Origin of the sequence: Yinghuangia seranimata, from assembly GCF_029953285.1 — a bacterium.
Taxonomy (GTDB): Bacteria; Actinomycetota; Actinomycetes; order Streptomycetales; family Streptomycetaceae; genus Yinghuangia; species Yinghuangia seranimata.
The window spans coordinates 107806-127446 of sequence record NZ_JASAOI010000047.1; the positions used below are offsets into that span (position 1 = coordinate 107806).

Sequence of the window (19641 nt, forward strand, 5' to 3'; positions counted from 1 at the left end):
TCGCGGTACTGGTGGGTCACTTGCGCTTACCTGCCCGTGCGCGTGCGTAGAAGTCGACCATTCGGTCGCAAACCCGGTCGACGGTGAACGTGTCCGTGAAGCGCGCCAACGCGGCCTCCGCGCGGGCCTCGGCGGCGGGGCGGTCGGTCAGCGCCGCGGTGAGCGCGGCGGCCAGCGCGGGCGCGTCCTCGACCGGCACCAGCGCGGCGCAGGCGTCCGAGCCCACGATCTCGCGCACCGGCGGCAGGTCGGTGGTCACCACCGGGGTCCCGCAGCCCATCGCCTCGATGACCACGCTGCCCAGCCCCTCCCAGCGGGAGGACAGCACGAACACGTCGGCGGCACCCATCAGTTCCGGGACGTCGGTGCGCTCCCCGAGGAAGCGCACGCACTCCTCGCCGCCGACCGCCTCCGCGGCGGCGCGCAACCGTTCCGTTTCCTTGCCGGACGGGCCGGCCAGCACGAGCACGGCCTCCGGGACCGCCTTGCGGACCTCGCCGTACGCCTCGATCAGGACGTCGAGGCCCTTCTGGTACTCCTGCCGCGCCGCGGCCAGCAGCATCGGAGTGTCCGCCGCCAGGCCGAGTTCGTCGCGCACCACAGCGCGCCGCGTGCGGGCCGCGGACAGCAGTTCGGGGTCGCGGCCGCGCGGCACGACGTCGATCAGCGAGCGACGCACCGCCAACCGGCGCGCCATGACGTCCGCGACGTGCTCGGTCAGCGCGTGGAACCGGCGCACACCGCGCGCGGTCGCCGCGTCGAGCCCCTGCGCCGCTCGCAGCTTCCAGGGGCGCAGCGTGGGCGAGGCGAACTGCTCGGGGCCGTAGGCCGAGTTGACCAGGCTGGACACCACCGGGACACGGCACGCCACGGCGGCCGCGCGTCCCGCGACGTCCGCCTCGAACAGCGTCGTGTGCACCAGGTCGGGGCGCCGGTCGCGGATCACCCGGCGCAGCCCGGCGGCCGAACCGGCGCGCGAGTCGCGGTGCACGCCGAAGAGCGCGACCCCTGCGGCGTCGAGTTCCGGCTGGAAACCGTCCATGTCGAGCAGATACGCGACGTCCAGCTCGACGCCGCGCCGGATCAGGTGCGAAGCCGTCACGGCGAGCGCCTGTTCGGCCCCCCCGGCCCGGTCGACGCTGTCGATCACGTGCAACACGTGCACGGGCACAACCCCCAATGTCTCCCCGGTGCGCGTCCCACGCGCGCCCCGGTACCACCCCGAGTTCGACCCCGAGTGCGACCGCCGCACTCCCCGACGACGGTCCCCGGCATGAGCATGTCATCAGAACCGCCTCCGCGCAGCGGGATGTGTGACAACCTGCCTTCTTATGCGCCGCACACCACCCCGGTCCGGGGTGCTGCACGTGATCACCGACCCGCGCCGCCGCGGGGCCCAGACGTTCGCCGTCGACCTGCACCGCGAGTTGCTCGCCCGCGGTGCGGACTCGTCGGTCGTCGCGCTCGCGGGCACCGGGGCGGAGGATCCGCTCGACGTCCCGGCGCTCGGATCCGGCCGCCTGGCACCCGCGACCCTGCGCGCCCTGTACCGGCGCGCGCGCCGGGCGCGCGTCGTCGTCGCGCACGGCTCCTCGACGCTCCCGGCCTGCGCCCTCGCGCTCGCGCCCACGCGCGTGCCGTTCGTGTACGTGAACATCGGCGACCCGCGGCACTGGGCGGCCACTCCGGCCCGCCGGGCGCGCGTCGGCTTCATGCTGCGCCGCGCGGCGGCCGTCGCGTCCGTGTCGCCGCAGGGCCGCGACCTGCTCGTGGCCCGCTACGGGCTGCCGTCGGCGCGTGTGCGGGCGATCCCGAACGGCCGCCGTCCGGAGGCGTTCCCGCGCGTCGACGCCGAGTCGCGGGCCTCGGCGCGCAAGGAGCTCGGCATCGACCAGGACGCCGAAGTCGTCGCGGTCGTGGGCGCGCTCGGCCCCGAGAAACGCGTCGACCTCGCCGTCCGGGCCTTCGCCCGGCGCGCCGCGGCATCCGCCGGCGAACGCGTCGACGGGCCAACCGGAAATTCGGTCGCGCGTTCCGCTTCCGGCCGTCAACTTCCGGTCGGAGAAAGGCTCCTGCTCGTCGCCGGCGACGGTACGGAGCGTGACCGGTTGTCGCGGATCGCCGACGAACTCGCGCCGGACCGCGTACGGTTCCTGGGGACCGTCGCCGATCCGGGACGGGTGTACCGCGCCGCCGACGCGCTGTTGCTGACCAGCGACAGCGAAGGCGTGCCGGGCGTGCTGGTCGAGGCCGGACTGTCGGGGATCCCGGCGGTCGCCACGGATGTGGGGTTCGTGCGCGACGTGGTCCTCGACGGCGAGACGGGCGCGTTGGCCCCGCCGAACGACCCTGTAGCGATCGCCGCGGCCCTGGACCGGGTGCTGGCCGACCGCGCCGCCTTGGGCGACCGCGCGTACGACCACTGCCTCGCGACCTACGCGATGGATGGCGTGGTGGACGCCTGGCAAGATCTCCTGGACGCCCTCGCGGGACCCGCAGGGATGGTAGACAGGGCGTAACAGGGGAGTGGGTTGGGGGAGTTCGGGCGGGGGTCCGAATACGTATGCCCACGAACATCCGGTTGATCTCATACGAGTGATTCGCGTTCGCGGCGCTGAGCCATGTGCCAGAGTTGTCGGCGGGCCAGGGAGGGGGAGTCCGTGGGGGACGCTGTGGGGGGGTCTGTCGGCGCGCGCGGCGAAGGCGCGTGGCCGCACACCCAGATGAACGGTCAGACACACCATCACGCGCCGGGCGCGGGCGTGGGGCCCGCACCGGCGGTCGGCCAGGGCTTCGGCACGGCCGCGCCGACGGCGGCACCGCGCGGCGGACGGCACGCCAGGCCGGGGCCGGCGGTCGAGGAGACACGCCCCGCCGGGCCGAACGGGCAGGGCAGGCCGCAGGCCGGGCAGCAAGGCGGCCGCGGCGCGGCGCCTGGGGGGACGCCGCCGCGCAACTTCGGCGCACACGCGTCCGCCGTCATCCAGCCGCGCACCGACATCCCGGACGCGCCGCCGCCCGAGCTGCGCTTCAAGCGCAAGGTCGGCCTGCTGCGCGGCGTCCGCGAGCTGTGGCACGCCCGGGAGCTCGTCCGCACCCTTGCCGAACGCGACCTGCGGGCCCGCTACAAGCAGGCGGTGCTCGGCTTCGCGTGGGCGATCCTGACTCCGGTCATGCTGATGCTGGTCTTCACCGTCGTGTTCCAACGCGTCGGCGACGTCAGCAAGATCGCCCGCTCGCACGGTGCGCCGTACCCGCTGTTCAGCTACGTCGGCCTGCTCGGCTGGACGTTCTTCATGGCGGCGGTCACCCAGGGCGCGAGCGCGATCGTGTCCAACGGCCCGCTGCTCAACAAGGTCTACTGCCCGCGTGAGGTCTTCCCGCTGGCCACCATCATCGTCGCGCTGTTCGACATGATGATCGCCACGATCGTGCTGGTCGTGCTGTTCGGCGTCTACACGCAGCTGCCCGCGCACACCGTGTACGTCGCACCGCTGTTCCTCGTGATCCAGATCGAGGTCGCGATGGGGGCGGCGCTGCTGCTGTCGGCGTCCGTCGTCTACTTCAGAGACATCCGGCACATGCTGCCGCTGCTGATGCAGATGGGCATGTTCGCCACCCCGGTCGCGTACGGCCTCGACCAGATCACCAAGGAGTGGCTGGTCCCGTACGTCGCCGCCAACCCGCTGGCCGCCGTCATCGACGGCTACCGGCGCACCATCCTGTACGGCCAGATGCCCGACTGGAAGCTCACCGGCGTCGCGGCCGCCTCGGCCACGCTGATGCTGCTCGTCGGCTACCGGGTGTTCAAGAAGCTCGAAACGGGGATCGCGGATGTTGCCTAACGGGAGCATCGAGGCCAACCACCTCTGGAAGCGGTTCCGCGCCGACAGCCGCCGCATGCTGCTGCGCGACAACCTCGGCCGGATGGTCCGCAAGATCACGCGGCGCGACGCGGCGGACTGGCGCTGGGCGTTGCGCGACATCGACTTCCAGATCCAGCCGGGCGAGGCGGTCGGCCTCATCGGCTCGAACGGATCCGGCAAGTCGACGCTGCTCAAGATGCTGACCGGCGTCATGTACCCGTACGCGGGGACCATCGACGTCCGCGGCCGCATCGGCGCGCTCATCGAGGTCCGCGCCGGCATCCACCCCGACCTGACGGGCCGTGAGAACGCCTACCTGTACGGCTCGCTGCTCGGCCTCAAGCGGGCCGAGGTGGCCGCGCGGTTCGACGACATCGTGGACTTCGCCGAGCTGGGCACCGCGATCGACCGGCAGGTCAAGTGGTACTCGTCCGGCATGCAGATGCGGCTCGGCTTCGCGGTCGCCGCGTTCCTCGAGCCCGACGTGCTGCTCGTCGACGAGGTCCTCGCGGTCGGCGACGCGCTGTTCCAGCAGAAGTGCCTCGACCGCATGCGCGCCGTCCTCGAGCAGGGCACCACGCTCGTGCTGGTGTCGCACGACCTCGCGTCCGTCGAGTCGATCTGCACCCGCGGCATCTGGCTCGAACAGGGCGACATCCGCGCCGACGGCCCGATCCGCGCCGCGCTGCGCGGCTACCGCGACAGCGTCGAGGCGGAGACCGGGCTGCGGGTGCGGACCGACGAGCCGGTCCACATGACGTACTGCGACATCCGGGGCGGCGAGACCCCGGGCGTCACCACCAGCGCACCCATGGTCGTCGACCTCGACTTCCAGACCGAGCGCACCGGCCCGGCCGTGCTGCACATCGGCGTCACCGAGGGCACCGCGAGCCCGGTGTTCACCGCGCGGCGCGACATCTACCTCGGCTGGGCGGGCAACCAGTCCCGCTGCACCATCGGCCAACTGCCGCTGCCGCGCGGCCGCTACGCCCTGTGGGTCGGCATCTACGACCGCGACGGCCACCCGCTCATGTCGTGGGCGCCGGCCAAACAGTTCGACGTCGCCGGCCCGGACCTCGACACCCCGCCGCGCGCCGTGGTCATGGCCGCGCCGGTGTACGTGGACCACGTCTGGGAGTCCTGATCGCGTGCGCGTCCTCGTCGTTCCGCACGACATGCAGCTCGGGGGCAGTTCGATCAACGCGCTGGACCTGGCGCGGACCGTGCGCGAGCGCGGCCACGAGGTGTGGGTGATGGCCCGTCAGGGGCCGTTGCGCGACCGGATGGCCGCGTTCGGGCTCCCGCTCGTCGAGGCGCCCGAGGAGATGCGGCTGCGGCCGTCCCCCGCGGTCGTGCGCGCGGTGCGCGCGGCCGTACGGCGGCACCGGATCGACGTCGTGCACGGCTACGAGTACTGGCCGACGCTGGAGGGCCACCTCGGCGCGTCCGGGGCGGCGACGGTCGGGACCATCATGTCGATGGGCAGCCTGCCGCCGTACATCCCGCGCGTCACGCTCACGCTCGGCTACGGCGACCTGTACGACGAGGTCCGCGCCGAGCCGTGGGCGGCGCGGGCGGGCGCGACGCTGCTGGAGCCGCCGATCGACACGGTGTACGACAGCGTCGACGCCGACGGCGTCGACCTGGCGGCGTTCCGCGCCGCGCACGACCTCCCGCAGGGCCCGCCGACGCTCGCCGTGGTGTCGCGGCTCGCGCGCAACATGAAGCAGGAGAGCGTCGAGCGGGTGGTCGACGCGGTCGCCGCACTGGACCCCGACGTGCCGGGTGTCCGGGCGGTGGTGGTCGGCGACGGCTCGGCGGGCGACGACATCCGGCGCCGGGTCGAAAAGGTCAACGCCGGACTCGGGCGCCGGGCGGTCGTCATGACCGGCGCGATGGACGACCCGCGGGCGGCCTACGCGTGCGCGGACGTGGTGTGCGGGATGGGCAGTTCGATCCTGCGCGGCATGTCCTTCGGGGTCGCCGGGGTGGTGGTCGGCGAGCGCGGCTTCACCGAGCCCGTGCGGCCGGACACCGTGCCGGTGTTCGACCGGTTCGGCTTCCACGGGGTGGGCTCCGGGCTCGACCCGGCCGCGGACCCGCTGCCCGGGCTGCTGCGCGAGCTGTTCGCGGACAACGCACGCCGCGGGGAACTCGCGGCCTGGTCAAGGAAGTTGGTCGTCGACCGGATGAGCCTCGAACGGCAGGCCGGAGTGCTCCTGGCGTGCTACGAGGCGGCCGTCGAGGCCCGGAAGGCGCGCGGCGCGGTGGGCCGCACGGCCGACGCGGCCGGCACCTTCGGGCGGCTCGCCGGGTTCAAGCTGACGGAGGCCGTGCGGGCACGGCGGTCGCGAGGAGGGGCCCATGGCTGATCGGTCCGACGACCTCGTCTTCCTGCACGCCGGGGCGTTCTCCGGCTCCGCGCCCGGGCTGCTCAAGGCGCTGCGCGGCCGCGGCACCGGCGTCACGGCGTTCGACCTCATGCCGCTCGCCCGCGAACCCCGGCTCGCCGCCGCCCGGTTGCGCGCGACGGCCGAGGCGCGGCGCACCGGGGCCGGGACGCCGTGGACCAAGACCGCCGCGTGGCCCGCCGCCGTCCAGCGGTACGTGCAGCGGCGGGGACTGCTCGAACAGGGCCGCCCCCTGCTGATCGTGCAGACGCTGCCGGCGCTGCTCCCGCCCGCGGGCGTGCGCTACGGCGTCTACACCGACCGCGTCGGCCTCGAGGGCACCGAAGGCGGCGACGGAGCCGGCGAACGGCACGACCCGGCGGGTGGCACCGGCGAGCACCGGTCCCGCTACACACGCGGCTGGCTGGCGCGGGAACGCGCCATGATCGCCCGCGCCCACAGGGTGTTCGTCATGGGCCAGAGCACCGCCGACGCGGTCGTCGAGCGCTACGGCGTTCCCGAGGAGCGCGTGGTCGTGGTCGGCGCGGGCGTCAACGTCCCCGCCGAGGGCGACGTGCCCGCGGGTCGGGAACTGCCCGAGAAGACGCCGCACTTGCTGTTCGTCGGCGTCGAGTGGGAGCGCAAGGGCGGCCCCGAGCTCATGGAGGCCTTCCGGCGGGTGCGGGCCGAGGAGCCGTCGTGGCGGCTCACGCTCGCCGGCAGCGCCCCCGAGGGCGCGCTACCGCCCGGCGTGACGTCGGCGGGCCGGGTCCCGCACGAACGGATGCCCGAACTGTACGCGCAGGCCGACGCGTTGGTGATCCCCACGCACCGAGAGCCGTTCGGGATCGCGCTCGTCGAGGCGCTGACCCGCGGCCTGCCGTGCGTCGGCACGACGGTGGGCAACCAGCGCACCATCGTCGGCGACGCGGGCGTCCTCGTCCCACCCGGCGACGTCGACGCGCTCACGGACGCGCTGCGCGCGCTGCACCGCGACTACGCGGAACTGCGCGCCCGCGCCGAGAAGCACGGCGCGGTGCTGCGCGCCACGATGACGTGGCCGCACGTCGCCCAGACGATCGTGGAAGGGCTGGCATGACGTCCGGGGAGCCGCCCGCACGCCGGGAACCGTCCGTGGCGGCGGTGTTCGTCACGTTCAACCGCTCGGCGCTGCTGCGCGACACGCTCACCGCGCTCGCCGGGTCGACGCGCCCGGTCGACGAGGTCGTCGTCGTCGACAACGCCTCCACCGACGACACCGCCGAGATGCTCGCCGCCGAGTTCCCGAAGGTGCGGCACGTCCGCCTCGCGTCGAACACCGGCGCGGCGGGCGGCTTCGCGGAGGGCCTGCGCGTCGCGGAGGCCGCCGGGCACGACTGGATCTGGCTGTTCAACGACGACGACCACCCGCTGCCCGGCGCGCTCGCCGCCATGCTCGACCGGATGTCCGAACTTCCGCAGCGCACCGCGATGTTCGCGTCCTGGCTGGTGGACGACACGGGCGCGGTCGCGCGGCTGGGCTCCGGCTGGCGCAACCGCCGGCTGCCGCTCGTCGAGCCGCCCGCGGACGGCCGCCCGTACCCCGTGGACGTGCTGATCTTCGCGGGCGCGCTCGTCAACGCCGCGGCGGTGCGCGAGCTCGGCCTGCCGCGCGCGGAGTACTTCATGATGTGGGAGGAGATGGAGTACTGCATCCGTGCCCGCCGGGCCGGTTGGGCGGTCTACATCCTTCCCGAGCCGTTGGTTGCCACACTGCACGTCGGTGCCGCGAGCGCGCCCCCGTGGCGGCTCTACTACCAGTCACGCAACCACCTGGCGATGGCCCTCGAGCACCGGTCGGTGCCGGAGGTGTGGCACTGGGCGGTGCGCCAGGCGAAGTTCACCGCCGTGACCCTCACCCGGCAGGACCGCAAGCTCGCCCGCACCCGGGCGCGGTCCCTCGGCGCCTGGCACGCGATCCGGGGCAAGACCGGGCGTACCGTGACCCCCAACTGACGGGTCGCCGACGGAAGTCCCTCGAACTCGTGCCCGAGTGTCGGACCCGCCGCTTGCGCGCCCCCGTGCGCCCCTATGCTCCTGTACGCCTCCGATCCGGCGAGGGTGGGGTGGCCCGCACAAGGGCGGGCCCGTGCCGGACGGCTCGGCGGGGAGACAGACCATGGTTGGGGAACCGCACAGACTCAGACGCCGCACGGCGTACCTGCTGCCGCTGATGCTGCTCGGCATGCTCATGGCGGGGCTGGTGGCCGCGCCGCGCACACAGGCGGCCGCGGCGCCGGGGGGACTGCCGCTGAGCCCCACCAAGGGCCGCCCGGGCGACCTCGTCACGGTCACCTGGACGTCCTCGTGCGGCGGCCAGATCTCCTGGGACAACGTGCAGGTCCCGACGGCGAGCGCCGGCGGAGAGTTCTGCACGTCGTTCACGTTTCACGTACCCGGCGGCGCGGCACCCGGCAACCATTTCGTCAACTGGGGCTACCCGACGTCGCCGAGCGCCAACTTCACCGTCCTCGCCGCGCCGTCGATCTCGGTGACCAAGACCGCCCTGCCCGGCGGCACCGCGTCGATCAGCTACACGAACTTCGAGTCCTGTGCCGCGTCGGTCGCCTTCGACGGCGCCACCGTGCTGGGGAAGGCCTCGAACGCGGGCACCTACAAGGCCGACTTCACGGTGCCCGGTGGCGCCGACCCCAACGTCGGGCACACCGTCGCGCTCACGTGCGGCGCACGCTCCCTCGCGTCGACGTCGATCACGCTCGACAAACCCGCGCCGCCCATACCCCCGACGACGCCCGTGAGCGTCCCGCCGGTGCCGGGCGGCCCGCCCGTCCCGGGAACCTCCGCCGCGCCCACGAAGGGCGCCCCCACGACGGCCGCGCCGACCACGAGCGCGCCCACGACCGGCGCACCGCCGAGCGAGAGCCCGACGCCGACCGCGAGCGACAGCCCGAGCGGGCAGCCGACGCCGACGGACGCGGGCACACCCGGCACGCCGCCGGCGAGCGGTGCAGCGCCGCCCGCGCCCGGAGGCACGCCCGTCATCCAGACCGGCCGCCCGGACATCTCCCTCGCCCCGGCCAAGCCCGGCACCACCGCCCAGCTGACCGCGACCCGGCTGCCCGCCGCGTGCCTCGCCGGCACCCCGCACGTCGAGCTCGGCGGCCGGCGCCTGGCCCTCGCCAAGCAGGCCGCCCCGGTCGCCGCGATCGACGGTGTGACGTGGACGCCGGTCGTGCGCATCCCCGCCGACGCCCGCGTCGGCGAGCACACCCTCCGCGTCACCTGCGGCAGCGAAAGCGGCTCGGGCACGTACCACGTCGACGGCTCGGCGCTCGAGAACGAGCTGACCAGCGCCGTCAAGGCGCCCGGCGAGACGTCGTTCACGCCGACCCGCGCCGCCGTCACGGTGATCGCCGTCGTCCTGCTGCTGCTCATCGCGCGCTTCCCGGCGGAGCTGTTCAACAAGACGTACGAGGAGCACCGCGACGTCATCGACGCGAAGCTCGGCCGCGCCCGTGCGCCGTTCGCCGCGGCCGCGCGCCTGCTGCCGCGCCCGCTGCGCGTCGCGGCCGCGTTCGCGGCGGCGGCCGTGCTGTTCGCCCTCGTCGAACCCGGCAGCGGACCCAACACGCACACGCTCGTGCTGATCGCCGAGCTCGGCGCCGCGCTGCTGGTGACCTGGTTCGTCTACCAGCACATCGGCGAGCTGCGCGCCCGGCGCGTGACCGGCGTGCGCGGCCCCGTGCACATCGCGGGCGCGGCGTTCGCGGTCGCGCTGGTGTGCGTGGCGGTGTCGCGCGCCGCGCACCTGATGCCCGGCTACGTGTACGGCATCGTCGTGGTCTACGCCGTCAGCCGCGAAGGCGTGGCCGCGTGGACCGCCCGCCGCGAGGCCGGCGCGATCATGCTCGGCGCGTGGCTCATGATCGCCGTGTCCGTCGCCGCGTGGTTCGCGCAGGCGCCGGTGCGGGACGCGTTCGGCACCCGCTCGCACGCCGGCCTCATCGCGTCCGGCGTGCTGACGCTGGTGTTCGTCGCGGGCGTGGAGACCGTGATGTTCGGGCTGCTGCCGCTGCGCTTCCTGGACGGGCGCAAGCTGCTCGACCGGGGGTGGCTCGCCTGGGCGGCGCCGTTCGCGGTGGCGTCGGCCCTGTTCGTGCACGTGCTGGTCACCGAGTACCTGGCCGAGGTGCCGTCCGACACCGCGGCCGGGGCGCTGACGGGCGCGCTCGTCCTCCTGGTCGGCTTCGGCCTCGGGTCGGTGCTGTTCTGGGCGTACTTCCGCGGCTACGACCAGCGCCGCGCGGCTACGCCCCCGACGGCCGCTCCGGGGCTGCCTCCGGGTCCGCCCGCCGCGCCGCCCACCGGTCCCGCGTGAGCGCGTACTCGACCTCGCCGTGCTCGGAGCCGTCGATGAGCTCGGGCCAGTCCTGGAAGAACGTGCGCTGGAAGGTGAGCCCGCACTTCTCCATGACCCGCCGCGAGCGGCTGTTGACGGTCATGGTGTCGGCGACGATGCGCTCCACGCCCACGTACTCGGTGAACGCCTTGTCGACGAGCGTCAGCGAGCCCTCGGTGGCGAGGCCCCGACCCCAGGCCTCGCGGCGCAGGCGGTAGCCGAGCTCCAGGATCTCGGCGGACTCCGCGTCGACCGGGCGCATTTCGAACCAGCCGAGGAAGGCGCCGGTGGCCCGCTCCTCCGCGGCCCACATGCCGGGTGCCCCGCCGAGGACGGGGAACCCGCGCAGCACACGGGGCATGACCTCGGAGACCACGCGCTCGCGTGGGGTGGGCTTGCCTCCGTCGAGGAAGCGCATGACCTCCGGGTCGGCGTCGAGTGCCACGAGGTTGTCGACGTCGTCCTCGGTGAAGGGGCGCAGCCGCATGCGGTCGGTGTCCGGAAAGATCGACATCGGGCGATCGTCACCCGGCACGCCGGGGCCGGCAACCGGATTTGCGCGGAGCGCCTTCAGCTCCCCGGGCTGTGAAGGGCGTCCGACGTCGCCTGGTCGGCCGGGATGAACGCCTCCAGCTTCAGCTCGGCCAACGTCACGTCCACCGCCGTGGCGAAGGTCATCACGGTGGTCATCAGCCGCAGCTCGCCGCGTGAGGTGCGCAGGTGGAGCGGTACAGCGAAGCCCAAGTGCTCACCCGACGTCGGGAGTTCCGGCAGGTACTGGGCCAACTCGGCCTGCAGTTCCGGATGCCGGGACAGCCGTTCGACGATGTGCCGGGCCCACTCGGGGAAGTTGAGCACGCGCGGCGCCATCCCGTCCGGGTGCAGCGCCAGCCGGTAGACGTTCGCCCCCGGGCCCACCAGCCCGGGGGCCGCGCCCTCGGTGATCAGGTCGAACGCCGCGTTCGCCGCCACCAGGTCGCCGTTGCGGTCCACCACGATCGCCGGATACGGCAGATGGCCGGTCAGGATGTGGTCGATCGCCGTCCGCACCGGTGCCAGCACCGGGTCCGTGAACGAGCTCTCCGGGTACGCCGGTGCGAACCCGGCCGCCGCGAGCAGCTCGTTGCGCTCCCGCAACGGCAGCTCCAGCGACTCGGCCAGGCGGATCACCATGCCCCGGCCCGGCACCGAACGGCCCGACTCGATGAAGCTCAGGTGCCGCTGCGTCGTCCCCGCGCGCAGCGCGAGGTCCATCTGGCTGACACGGCGGCGGGTGCGCCGTTCGCGCAACGCGCTCGGGAAGTCCACGCCACCGATTGAACCCCGCGCGCGGAGTCGCGGCTATTCCCTCACGGGAATTGTCGATCATCTAGCGGCTCGGCAGCATCGAGGCCATGGACATCGGCGTACTCCTCCCGACCGGCCAGGCCCAGTGGGGCGCGGGCACCGACCCGCGCGACCTCGTCGGCTTCGCCACCCGAGCCGAATCGCTCGGCTACTCCTCGCTCTTCGTCAACGACTCGCTCATCAGCCCGCGCATCGAGGCACTGACCATGCTCGCCGCGCTCGCGCCCGTCACCGACCAGATCGCGCTCGGCACCGGGGCGCTCCTTCCGTTCCTGCGCAGGCCCGTGCAGGCCGCGCAGGCCCTCGCCTCGATCGACCTGCTCTCCGGAGGACGGCTCACCGTCGCCGTCGGAGCCGGGTTCCCGGGGCGGTTCGGGCAGCCGCTCTACACGCTGTCCGAAGTGCCGTGGGAACGCCGCTTCAAGCGGCTCGACGAGACCGTCGGACTGTGGCGGGCACTGTGGAGCGGGGAGGGCTCGTACCACGGCGAGATCGCGCACTTCGACGAACTCCCGCCCGCGACCCGACCGTTCCACGACGGAGGGCCGCCGATCTGGCTGGGCGGCGGAACCCCGGCGGCGTTGGCCCGCACCGGTCGGATCTACGACGGCTGGCTGCCGTACCCGCCCGACCCCGCCGACTACGCGACCGGGCTGCGTGCCGTCCGCGAGGCGACGGTCGAGGCCGGAAGGCCCGAAGATGCCGTCACACCGGCGCTGTTCGTCTCTGTGCGGGTCGACCGCGGCGTCGACGAGGGTCGTGCCGTGCTCGACCGCTACGCCCTCGCGAACTACGGCATGCCGCTCGCCGAACTGGAGAAGATCCAGGCCGTCGTCACCGGCACGCCCGACGAGGTCGCCGCCGGGCTGCGCCGGTACGCCGACGCGGGCGCGCGGCACGTCGTTGTCCGGCTCGGAGCCCTCGACATGGCCGATCAGGGAGAACAACTCGGCGCCGTGGCACGGTTGTTGCCCGACCTGCGGTGAAGTGCGGGCCGCGTCCGGACCGTCGCGGACGCGGCCGGGTGCTACGGCAGCTGCCAGTTGATCGGCTTGGCGCCCAGCTGCTGGAGCATCTCGTTCGTCCGGCTGAACGGCCGCGAGCCGAAGAAGCCGCCGTTGGCGGACATCGGGCTCGGGTGGACCGACTCGACCACGGGGACACCCGGGCCGAGCAGGGGCTTCAGGCTGCGCGCCTGACTGCCCCACAGGATCGCGGTCAGCGGCTTGCCGCGCGCGGCCAGCGCGCTGATCGCCTGCTCGGTCACGGCCTCCCAGCCCTTGCCCTTGTGGGCGTTGGGCTTGCGCGGCGCGGTGGTGAGAGCGCGGTTCAGCAGCAGGACGCCCTGGCTCGCCCAGGGGGTCAGGTCGCCGTTGGTCGGCGGCGGCACGTCGAGGTCGTTCATGAGCTCGGTGTAGATGTTCACGAGGCTCGGCGGCAGCGGGCGCACGTCCGGGGCGACCGAGAAGCTCAGCCCCACCGCGTGCCCCGGCGTCGGATAGGGGTCCTGACCGACGATCAGCACCCGGACGTCGTCGAACGGCTGCTGGAACGCGCGCAGGATGTTCGGTCCGGCCGGGACGTAGCTGCGGCCCGCGGCGATCTCGGAACGCAGGAACGCGCCCATCGCCGCGATGTTCTCCGCCACCGGCTCCAGGGCCTTCGCCCAGCCGGCCTCGACGGTTTCGTGTAGGGGTCGTGGAGCCATGATCGGTACCCTACCGACCGACGCCGACACGCTCGTTCGCCGCGGCTTCGTACACCTCGGCGAAGCCGTCGATCATGTTCCGCCGCGTGAAGTTCGCCATCGCGCGCTCGCGGGCGGCCTCGCCCATGATCGTGCGGGTGTCCTCGTCCACCACCAACTCCCTTACGGCGGCGGCCAATGCGTCGCGGTCGCCCTTGCGGACCAGGCGGCCGGTGACGCCGTTCTCGACGACGTCGTTGACGCCGCCGACCGCAGTGCCGACCACGGGGACGCCCGCGCACATCGCCTCGGCGACCGCGATGCCGAAGCCCTCGTAGTTCGACGTCGACAGGAACAGGTCGGCGGCGTCGAACGCGTCCTGCAGCCGGGGGAGCGGCGGCACCAGGTGCACGCGCTTGGCGACGCCCAACTCCTCGATCAGCGCCCGGATCTCGGGGCCCTGGTTGCCGACGATCGCGAACGCCACCGCGGGGCCGGCGTCGCCCAGCGACGTCAGCACCTGCGCGGCGACCTCGACGAACAGCGGGATGTTCTTCTGGCCCGACCGGCCGACGCCCACCACGAGCCGGGTGTTCGGGGCGACGCCCAGTTCGCCGCGCAGCCGGGCGCGGGCGGCGATGTCCGGGACGTGCGGCTCGACACCGAGCGGGACCAGGGGGACCCTGGCGCGCGGGATGCCGAGCAGCGCGGCCGTCGCGTCCCGCACGTCCGACGAGTGCGCGAAGGGGCGGAACCGGGCCTTCGTGATCAGCCGGCGTTCGATGCGGTTGGTCCACTCGCTGTGCAGGCCGCCCTTCAGCGGCTCGTGCACCTCGATGACGCGCCCGGCCGACGGGACGGCGAGGGCGGCGGGGAGGGCGTGCCGGGCGGTGCCGCTGTGCGCGTGGATGACGTCCGGGCGGATCCGGCGCACCGCGGCGGCGTAGCGCAGCGGTATCCGGAGCTCCTCGACTTTGTTCGGCGGGCCCGTGTAATCGAGCGGATGCACCGTCACATTCGGTCCCAGCAGGTGCAGTTCGTCCTCCTCTGCGGCGGGCCGCGCGGTCACCGCGTGGCACTCGAACCGCTCCGGGTCCAGACCCGCGAGGATCTGCCGGCTCACCTGCGGGATCCCCCCGCCAGTGCTCAGCCGCCACACCACATGCACGACCTTGATCCGGCCGCCACGACCCGAGCCCACCATGCACCGCTCCTTGAATCCCCCCGGGCCGCACCCCCTGCGGCCCATCCCGACAGCACCCAGGCACCGTAACAAGCGGCGGGGCTCAGCGGGGCAGGAACTGCGGGCACTGATAGGGGCCGGCGCTGGTTCGACCGGACACGATCGTCACCTGCACCTCGTCCGGCCGCGTCCGGTTCACGTACGACTCCGCCCGCGCGAGAGTGCACACGAGCTGCCCGACGGCCGGCTCGGCGAGCCCCTCCAGCGCGGGCTTGCCGAGGGACAGTGTGACCTGGCCCTGGTCCGAGGTGACGGTATACGCGGCGAGGTAGGCCGTGTTGTACATCCCGGCCGCCGCCTCGGCCGCGTCAGGTCCGCCCTGCAGCGCGGACACCGCCTGCGACAGTTCCGTGATCTGCAGGTCCGGCCGGGGCGCGGCCCTGAGCCCGGCGGCGGAGGCGAAGTAGAGCCGCATGCCCTGGGTCAGGCCGCCGGCGGGCACCCCGGCGTCGATCACCGGGGTGGGCTGGACTCCGCACCCGGCGAGGACGGTGGTGAGCAGGGCACCCGCGAGCGCCGCGGGTCGTGCGGCGGTCACATCGGCTCCTCGTCGCGATCGTCGGCCGTCCGGTCGGCCGTTCCGTCGTCCGTCCCGTCATCCGGCTGTGTCGTCGGGAGGGTCAGCGTGAACACTGTCCCGCCGCCCTTGCGCTCGCCGACCGTCAGCGTCCCTCCGTGCAACCGCACGTTCTCCGCGGCGATCGCCAGACCGAGGCCGCTGCCCTCGGAGCGGGTGCGGGCCGTGTCGGCCTTGTAGAACCGGTCGAACACATGCTTGCGGACCTCCGGCGGGAGGCCGGGACCGTGGTCGCTCACGGTCAGGACGACCGTGTCCGCGTGGCGCGCCAGGGCAACGGTCACCGGCGGGGCGCCGTGCCGCAGGGCGTTGCCGACGAGGTTGGCGGTGACCACGTCGAGCCGGCGGCGGTCGAGGCGCGCCCTGATCCCGGCCGGGAGGTCGGTGGCGACCTCGTCGGTCCAGCCGCGCACGGCGATGCTGGCGCGGACGGCGTCGGCGACGTCCACGTCGCCGAGGTTCAGGACGGCGGCGTGCGCGTCGAAGCGGGAGATCTCGATGAGGTCCTCGACGAGCCGGGTCAGCTTGGCCGTCTCGGCGCTCACGGTGCGGGCCGCGCGGGCGGTGTCCGGCGGGAGCTGGTCGGCGTCCTCGTCCAGCACCGCCGAGACCATGGTCATCGCGGCCAGCGGGGTGCGCAGTTCGTGCGAGACGTCGGCGACGAAGCGCCGGGCGAGCGCTTCCTGGTCGCGCAGTTCGGCGACGCTGCCCTGAAGCGCCTCGGCGGCGTGGTTGAACGTATGGGCCAGATCGGTGAGTTCGTCGTGCCCCCGCGGCTTGACGCGCGCGCCCAGCTCGCCGGACGCGAGGCGCCGGGCCCCGCGGCCGAGCTCGCGGACCGGCCGCAGCACCGTCCCCGCCGCGAGCAGAGCCAGCACGACGACGGCCACCGCGACCGGCACAAGGCCGTCCCGGACGGTGCGCAGCAGCGCGTCGATGTCCCGGTCTTCGGCGGCCAGCGACACGATCGCGTACGCCTCGACGCCCGACGGCTGACCGGACCCCGCGAACGTGACCGGTGTGCCGACGACCAGCCACGGCTCACCGTGCCAGTCGACCCGCTGGAAGCTCGTCCGGGCCCGCGACCGCACCCGGTCCTGGAGTTCGGGGCTGAGCCTGGTCAGGTCGGCCGCGGGGTCGGTCGACACCGTCAGGTCGCCGTACTGCGCGACGACGGTGGCCCGTGGACCGGGCGGCTCCACCTCGCGGGCGAACCGCTCCAGCGCCCCCCGGTCCGGCGGGACGTCGAACTCCCGTGCAGCGAGCGCGAGTCGGTCGCGGAAGTCGGTGACGACGGAGTCCTGCGCGCGCTTGAGGATGTAGATGCGCGACTCGCGGTACGCCAGGACGGTCGCGGTCAGCGCGGCCAGCGCGGCGACGACCACGAACGCGAGCACGAGGCGGGGCCGCAGGCCGCCGATCCCGCGGCGGGCCCAGCCGAGCAGGGAACGCGGGGGTCGTCGCGGCGGCGTGGCGTTCGGGGGGATCACAGCGGCCCGAACCGGTAGCCGAATCCGCGCGCGGTCTGGATGTAGCGGGGCTGTGCCGGGGTGTCCTCGATCTTGGCGCGCAGCCGGCCGACGGCCGCGTCGACGAGCCGCGAGTCGCCGAGGAAGTCGTGCTCCCACACCAGTTCGAGCAGCCGCTCGCGGGTGTAGACGAGCCCGGGACGGGACGACAGTTCGAGCAGCAGCCGCAGCTCGGTCGGCGGCAGCGGAACGTCTTCACCCGCGCGGGCGACGGTGAGCGCGCCCCGGTCGATGACCAGGTCGCCGAAGGTGTCCACGGGCCTGGCCGGCACCGGATCGGCACGCCGGAGCACCGCCCGGATGCGCGCCTCGAGGACCCGCGCCGTGACCGGCTTGACCACGTAGTCGTCGGCGCCCGCCTCCAGCCCGCTCACCACGTCGAGGTCGTCGCCGCGCGCGGTCAGCATGATGATCGGCACCGGAGCGAGGGCGCGCACGCGGCGGCACACCTCGAAGCCGTCCATTCCCGGCAGCATCAGGTCGAGCACCACGATCTCGACGGGGCCGCCCGCCGCCATGCGGGCGCGCAGCAGCTCGAGCCCCTGCTCACCGGTGCCGGCGGCGTCCACACGGTGGCCGTGCCGGGTCAGGACGAGCTCCATGCCGTCACGTACAGAGGAGTCGTCTTCGATCAGGAGCACGTGCGGCATGTGTCCGAGTATGCGGGATATCGACCGCCCGATCCGCGGCATCCGCGCCGACCCGCGATCTTGTTACCTGCTCATCATGTGGCGATCGCGGAACGGGGAAATTCGGTCGATGAATGTCGGTCCCGGGTTCTAGCGTCGACCCATGGTCGAACAAGCGAGCGAGCCGGTCCCGATCCGTTACCTCCAGGGCGACGCCACCGCCCCGCAGGCCAAGGGCGTCAAGATCATCGCCCACGTGTGCAACGACCAGGGCGGCTGGGGCAAGGGCTTCGTCGTCGCCGTCTCCCACCGCTGGCCCGAGCCCGAGGCCGCGTACCGCGGCTGGCACCGCGCCCGCGCCCGCAACGACTTCGCGCTCGGCGCCGTGCAGTTCGTCCAGGTCGACCGCCTCGTCACGGTCGCCAACATGATCGGCCAGCACGGCATCAAGACCGGCAGCAAAGGCGTCCCGGTCCGCTACGAGGCGATCGGCACCGCGCTGCGCACGGTCGGCGACAAGGCCCTCGAACTCGGCGCGTCCGTCCACATGCCGCGCATCGGCTGCGGACTCGCCGGCGGCCGCTGGACGTTGGTCGAACCCCTGGTCGTCGAGGCGCTCAGCCGACGCGGCGTGCACGTCACCGTGTACGACCACGACTGACCGGTTCGGCTGACCCGCGCCCCCGCGCCTGGCAGGATGGGCCGGGTGCCGGGGAGGGGAGTCCCCGGTCTCGAGGGGGGATCGCACCTCATGCGGATCGTGATGATCGTCGGCTACCCCGGGGTCCCGTGGGAGACCGACTGGGTGAAATCGGCCGGGCACGCGGCCGAGGTGATCAGGCTGTCCAACACGGACGAGCTGACCTGGCCGCAGGTCGACGGCGCGCCCTACCTGGCGCAGGACCCCGACGACCCGAGGCACTACCAGATCCGGACGTTCAGCTGGCGCCCGTCGCGGCTGTTCGGCCGGGTCTCGCACGTGATGATGGCGCGCCGCTACCAGAAGGCCGTGCGCTACGTCGCGAAGAAATACGGCCCGGTCGACGTCGTGCACGCGCACTTCTACTGGGCGCACTACCTCGTCGCCATGAAGCGCGAGCTCAAACTGCCCTACGTCGTCACCGAGCACCACACCTCGTGGCAGGGCCACTGGACCGAGCCCCCGCCCAGCCCGCTCGGCATCAAACGGGCCCGCGAGCTGTACGCCGAGGCGGCGACCGTCATCGCGGTCTGCGAGTCGCTCCGCGACAAGATCACCTCGTACGGCCTGACCGGCGCCTTCGAGGTGATCCACAACCCGGTCGACGCCGCGCCGTTCGCGCTGCCCGACGCCAACCCCCGCGAAGGCCGCGACACCGTCGAGTTCGTGTCCGTCGCGCGGCTCGCCCCGGCCAAGGGCTTCGACGTGCTGCTCGACGCGTTCGCCGCGGCCAGCCGCGAGGACCCGAGGCTGCGCCTGACCGTCGTCGGCGACGGACGGGAACGCGCGAAGCTGGAGGAACAGGCCGCGAGGCTGCGCATCGCCGACGTCGTCACCTTCGCCGGCCGGCTGCCGCGCCCCGAGATCGCCGCGCTGCTGCACAAGGCCGACGCTTTCGTGCTCGCCTCCCGCGCCGAGAACCTCACGGTCGCGGTCCTCGAGGCCTGGTGCGCCGGCCTGCCGGTGGTCACCACCGACGTCGGCGGGCACGCCGAGGTCATGGAGCCGCACCTCGGGCTGCTCGTGCCGTCGGAGGACACCGCCGCGCTGGCCGAGGCGATCCGGGCCGTCGCGGCCGCGCCCGAGGCGTACGACCGGCAGCGCATCGCCGTCGAGGCCCGCAAACGGTTCTCGCCCGAAGCGGTCGGCGCCGAGCTCGACCGGATCTACCGCACCGCGGCCACGGGGCATCCGGCAAGATCATAGGAGTGCGGTGCCGCCCGGCACCGCGGTCGGGCCCACCGGGCCCGCGGAACACGCACAACCGGAAAGGC

General features: G+C 73.5%; 18 protein-coding genes. 10 read left to right on the forward strand and 8 right to left on the reverse strand.

Translation table 11 applies throughout. From position 1 onward, the window contains the following. Positions 1-16 precede the first annotated feature (16 nt). Entirely contained in the window at positions 17-1171 is a 1155-nt protein-coding gene (locus QI554_RS28995; protein ID WP_281473893.1) for a glycosyltransferase, read from the reverse strand. A gap of 196 nt (positions 1172-1367) precedes the next feature. Between QI554_RS28995 and QI554_RS29000 the strand changes: the two genes are divergently transcribed. From QI554_RS29000 to QI554_RS29030, 7 genes are all read left to right on the forward strand, one after another. After that, entirely contained in the window at positions 1368-2519 is a 1152-nt protein-coding gene (locus QI554_RS29000; protein WP_281473895.1) for a glycosyltransferase family 4 protein, read from the forward strand. Between the two features lie 243 nt (positions 2520-2762). Next, a complete protein-coding gene (locus QI554_RS29005) occupies positions 2763-3845 on the forward strand; it encodes an ABC transporter permease (protein ID WP_281473898.1) in 1083 nt (360 codons plus the stop codon). Next, positions 3835-5010: an ABC transporter ATP-binding protein gene (locus QI554_RS29010; protein WP_281473900.1), complete on the forward strand. Its 1176-nt coding sequence runs from the start codon at positions 3835-3837 to the stop codon at positions 5008-5010. Before QI554_RS29005 ends, QI554_RS29010 begins: the two co-directional genes overlap by 11 nt. Before the next feature lie 4 nt (positions 5011-5014). Beyond that, a complete protein-coding gene (locus QI554_RS29015; protein ID WP_281473901.1) occupies positions 5015-6238 on the forward strand; it encodes a glycosyltransferase in 1224 nt (407 codons plus the stop codon). After that, positions 6231-7355, forward strand: a complete 1125-nt coding sequence (locus QI554_RS29020) for a glycosyltransferase family 4 protein (RefSeq protein ID WP_281473902.1) — start codon at positions 6231-6233, stop codon at positions 7353-7355. The genes QI554_RS29015 and QI554_RS29020 overlap by 8 nt, the downstream gene beginning before the upstream one ends. Beyond that, on the forward strand, positions 7352-8251 hold the full coding sequence (locus QI554_RS29025) for a glycosyltransferase (RefSeq protein WP_281473903.1): 900 nt from the start codon (positions 7352-7354) through the stop codon (positions 8249-8251). The genes QI554_RS29020 and QI554_RS29025 overlap by 4 nt, the downstream gene beginning before the upstream one ends. Before the next feature lie 163 nt (positions 8252-8414). Further along, positions 8415-10634: an FGLLP motif-containing membrane protein gene (locus tag QI554_RS29030; protein WP_281473905.1), complete on the forward strand. Its 2220-nt coding sequence runs from the start codon at positions 8415-8417 to the stop codon at positions 10632-10634. Here the strand turns inward: QI554_RS29030 and QI554_RS29035 are convergent. Together QI554_RS29035 and QI554_RS29040 are read right to left on the reverse strand one after the other, a co-directional pair. Next, complete coding sequence (locus QI554_RS29035) at positions 10564-11169, reverse strand: GNAT family N-acetyltransferase (RefSeq protein ID WP_281473907.1); 606 nt, start codon at positions 11167-11169, stop codon at positions 10564-10566. The two genes, QI554_RS29030 and QI554_RS29035, sit on opposite strands and share 71 nt — an antisense overlap. Before the next feature lie 56 nt (positions 11170-11225). Then, complete coding sequence (locus QI554_RS29040; protein WP_281473909.1) at positions 11226-11963, reverse strand: helix-turn-helix domain-containing protein; 738 nt, start codon at positions 11961-11963, stop codon at positions 11226-11228. A gap of 86 nt (positions 11964-12049) precedes the next feature. On the opposite strand from QI554_RS29040, the gene QI554_RS29045 reads away from it, so the two are divergent. After that, positions 12050-12988: an LLM class flavin-dependent oxidoreductase gene (locus tag QI554_RS29045; RefSeq protein ID WP_281473911.1), complete on the forward strand. Its 939-nt coding sequence runs from the start codon at positions 12050-12052 to the stop codon at positions 12986-12988. A 41-nt stretch (positions 12989-13029) separates the two neighbouring features. Here the strand turns inward: QI554_RS29045 and QI554_RS29050 are convergent, their stop codons facing one another. The 5 genes from QI554_RS29050 to QI554_RS29070 all read right to left on the reverse strand — a co-directional run bounded on the left by QI554_RS29050 (position 13030) and on the right by QI554_RS29070 (position 17688). Further along, positions 13030-13710 carry a uracil-DNA glycosylase gene (locus QI554_RS29050; RefSeq protein WP_281473913.1) on the reverse strand — a complete coding sequence of 227 codons (681 nt, stop codon included), beginning with the start codon at positions 13708-13710 and terminating at the stop codon, positions 13030-13032. Between the two features lie 10 nt (positions 13711-13720). Then, on the reverse strand, positions 13721-14893 hold the full coding sequence (locus tag QI554_RS29055) for a glycosyltransferase family 4 protein (RefSeq protein WP_281473914.1): 1173 nt from the start codon (positions 14891-14893) through the stop codon (positions 13721-13723). Positions 14894-14975: 82 nt separating this feature from the next. Further along, entirely contained in the window at positions 14976-15470 is a 495-nt protein-coding gene (locus tag QI554_RS29060; RefSeq protein WP_281473917.1) for a hypothetical protein, read from the reverse strand. Next, positions 15467-16999, reverse strand: coding sequence for an ATP-binding protein (locus QI554_RS29065; RefSeq protein ID WP_425528072.1), 1533 nt, complete (start codon positions 16997-16999; stop codon positions 15467-15469). The genes QI554_RS29060 and QI554_RS29065 overlap by 4 nt, the downstream gene beginning before the upstream one ends. After that, positions 16996-17688 (reverse strand): response regulator transcription factor, encoded by a 693-nt coding sequence (locus QI554_RS29070; RefSeq protein WP_281473918.1) that lies wholly within the window; start codon positions 17686-17688, stop codon positions 16996-16998. The genes QI554_RS29065 and QI554_RS29070 overlap by 4 nt, the downstream gene beginning before the upstream one ends. 142 nt (positions 17689-17830) lie before the next feature. Here QI554_RS29070 and QI554_RS29075 point away from each other — a divergent pair, with 142 nt between their 5' ends. Both QI554_RS29075 and QI554_RS29080 read left to right on the forward strand, forming a co-directional pair. Continuing rightward, positions 17831-18328: a macro domain-containing protein gene (locus QI554_RS29075; RefSeq protein ID WP_281473919.1), complete on the forward strand. Its 498-nt coding sequence runs from the start codon at positions 17831-17833 to the stop codon at positions 18326-18328. 90 nt (positions 18329-18418) lie between these two features. Further along, a complete protein-coding gene (locus QI554_RS29080; RefSeq protein WP_281473921.1) occupies positions 18419-19573 on the forward strand; it encodes a glycosyltransferase family 4 protein in 1155 nt (384 codons plus the stop codon). Positions 19574-19641 lie beyond the last annotated feature (68 nt).

Coding starts and splice junctions, on each gene's coding strand:
- QI554_RS29010 (WP_281473900.1), top strand. CDS start 3,835: ATGTTGCCTAACGGGAGCATCGAGGCCAACCACCTCTGGAAGCGGTTC.
- QI554_RS29020 (WP_281473902.1), top strand. CDS start 6,231: ATGGCTGATCGGTCCGACGACCTCGTCTTCCTGCACGCCGGGGCGTTC.
- QI554_RS29025 (WP_281473903.1), top strand. CDS start 7,352: ATGACGTCCGGGGAGCCGCCCGCACGCCGGGAACCGTCCGTGGCGGCG.
- QI554_RS29030 (WP_281473905.1), top strand. CDS start 8,415: ATGGTTGGGGAACCGCACAGACTCAGACGCCGCACGGCGTACCTGCTG.
- QI554_RS29035 (WP_281473907.1), bottom strand. CDS start 11,169: ATGTCGATCTTTCCGGACACCGACCGCATGCGGCTGCGCCCCTTCACC.
- QI554_RS29045 (WP_281473911.1), top strand. CDS start 12,050: ATGGACATCGGCGTACTCCTCCCGACCGGCCAGGCCCAGTGGGGCGCG.
- QI554_RS29050 (WP_281473913.1), bottom strand. CDS start 13,710: ATGGCTCCACGACCCCTACACGAAACCGTCGAGGCCGGCTGGGCGAAG.
- QI554_RS29055 (WP_281473914.1), bottom strand. CDS start 14,893: ATGGTGGGCTCGGGTCGTGGCGGCCGGATCAAGGTCGTGCATGTGGTG.
- QI554_RS29070 (WP_281473918.1), bottom strand. CDS start 17,688: ATGCCGCACGTGCTCCTGATCGAAGACGACTCCTCTGTACGTGACGGC.
- QI554_RS29075 (WP_281473919.1), top strand. CDS start 17,831: ATGGTCGAACAAGCGAGCGAGCCGGTCCCGATCCGTTACCTCCAGGGC.
- QI554_RS29080 (WP_281473921.1), top strand. CDS start 18,419: ATGCGGATCGTGATGATCGTCGGCTACCCCGGGGTCCCGTGGGAGACC.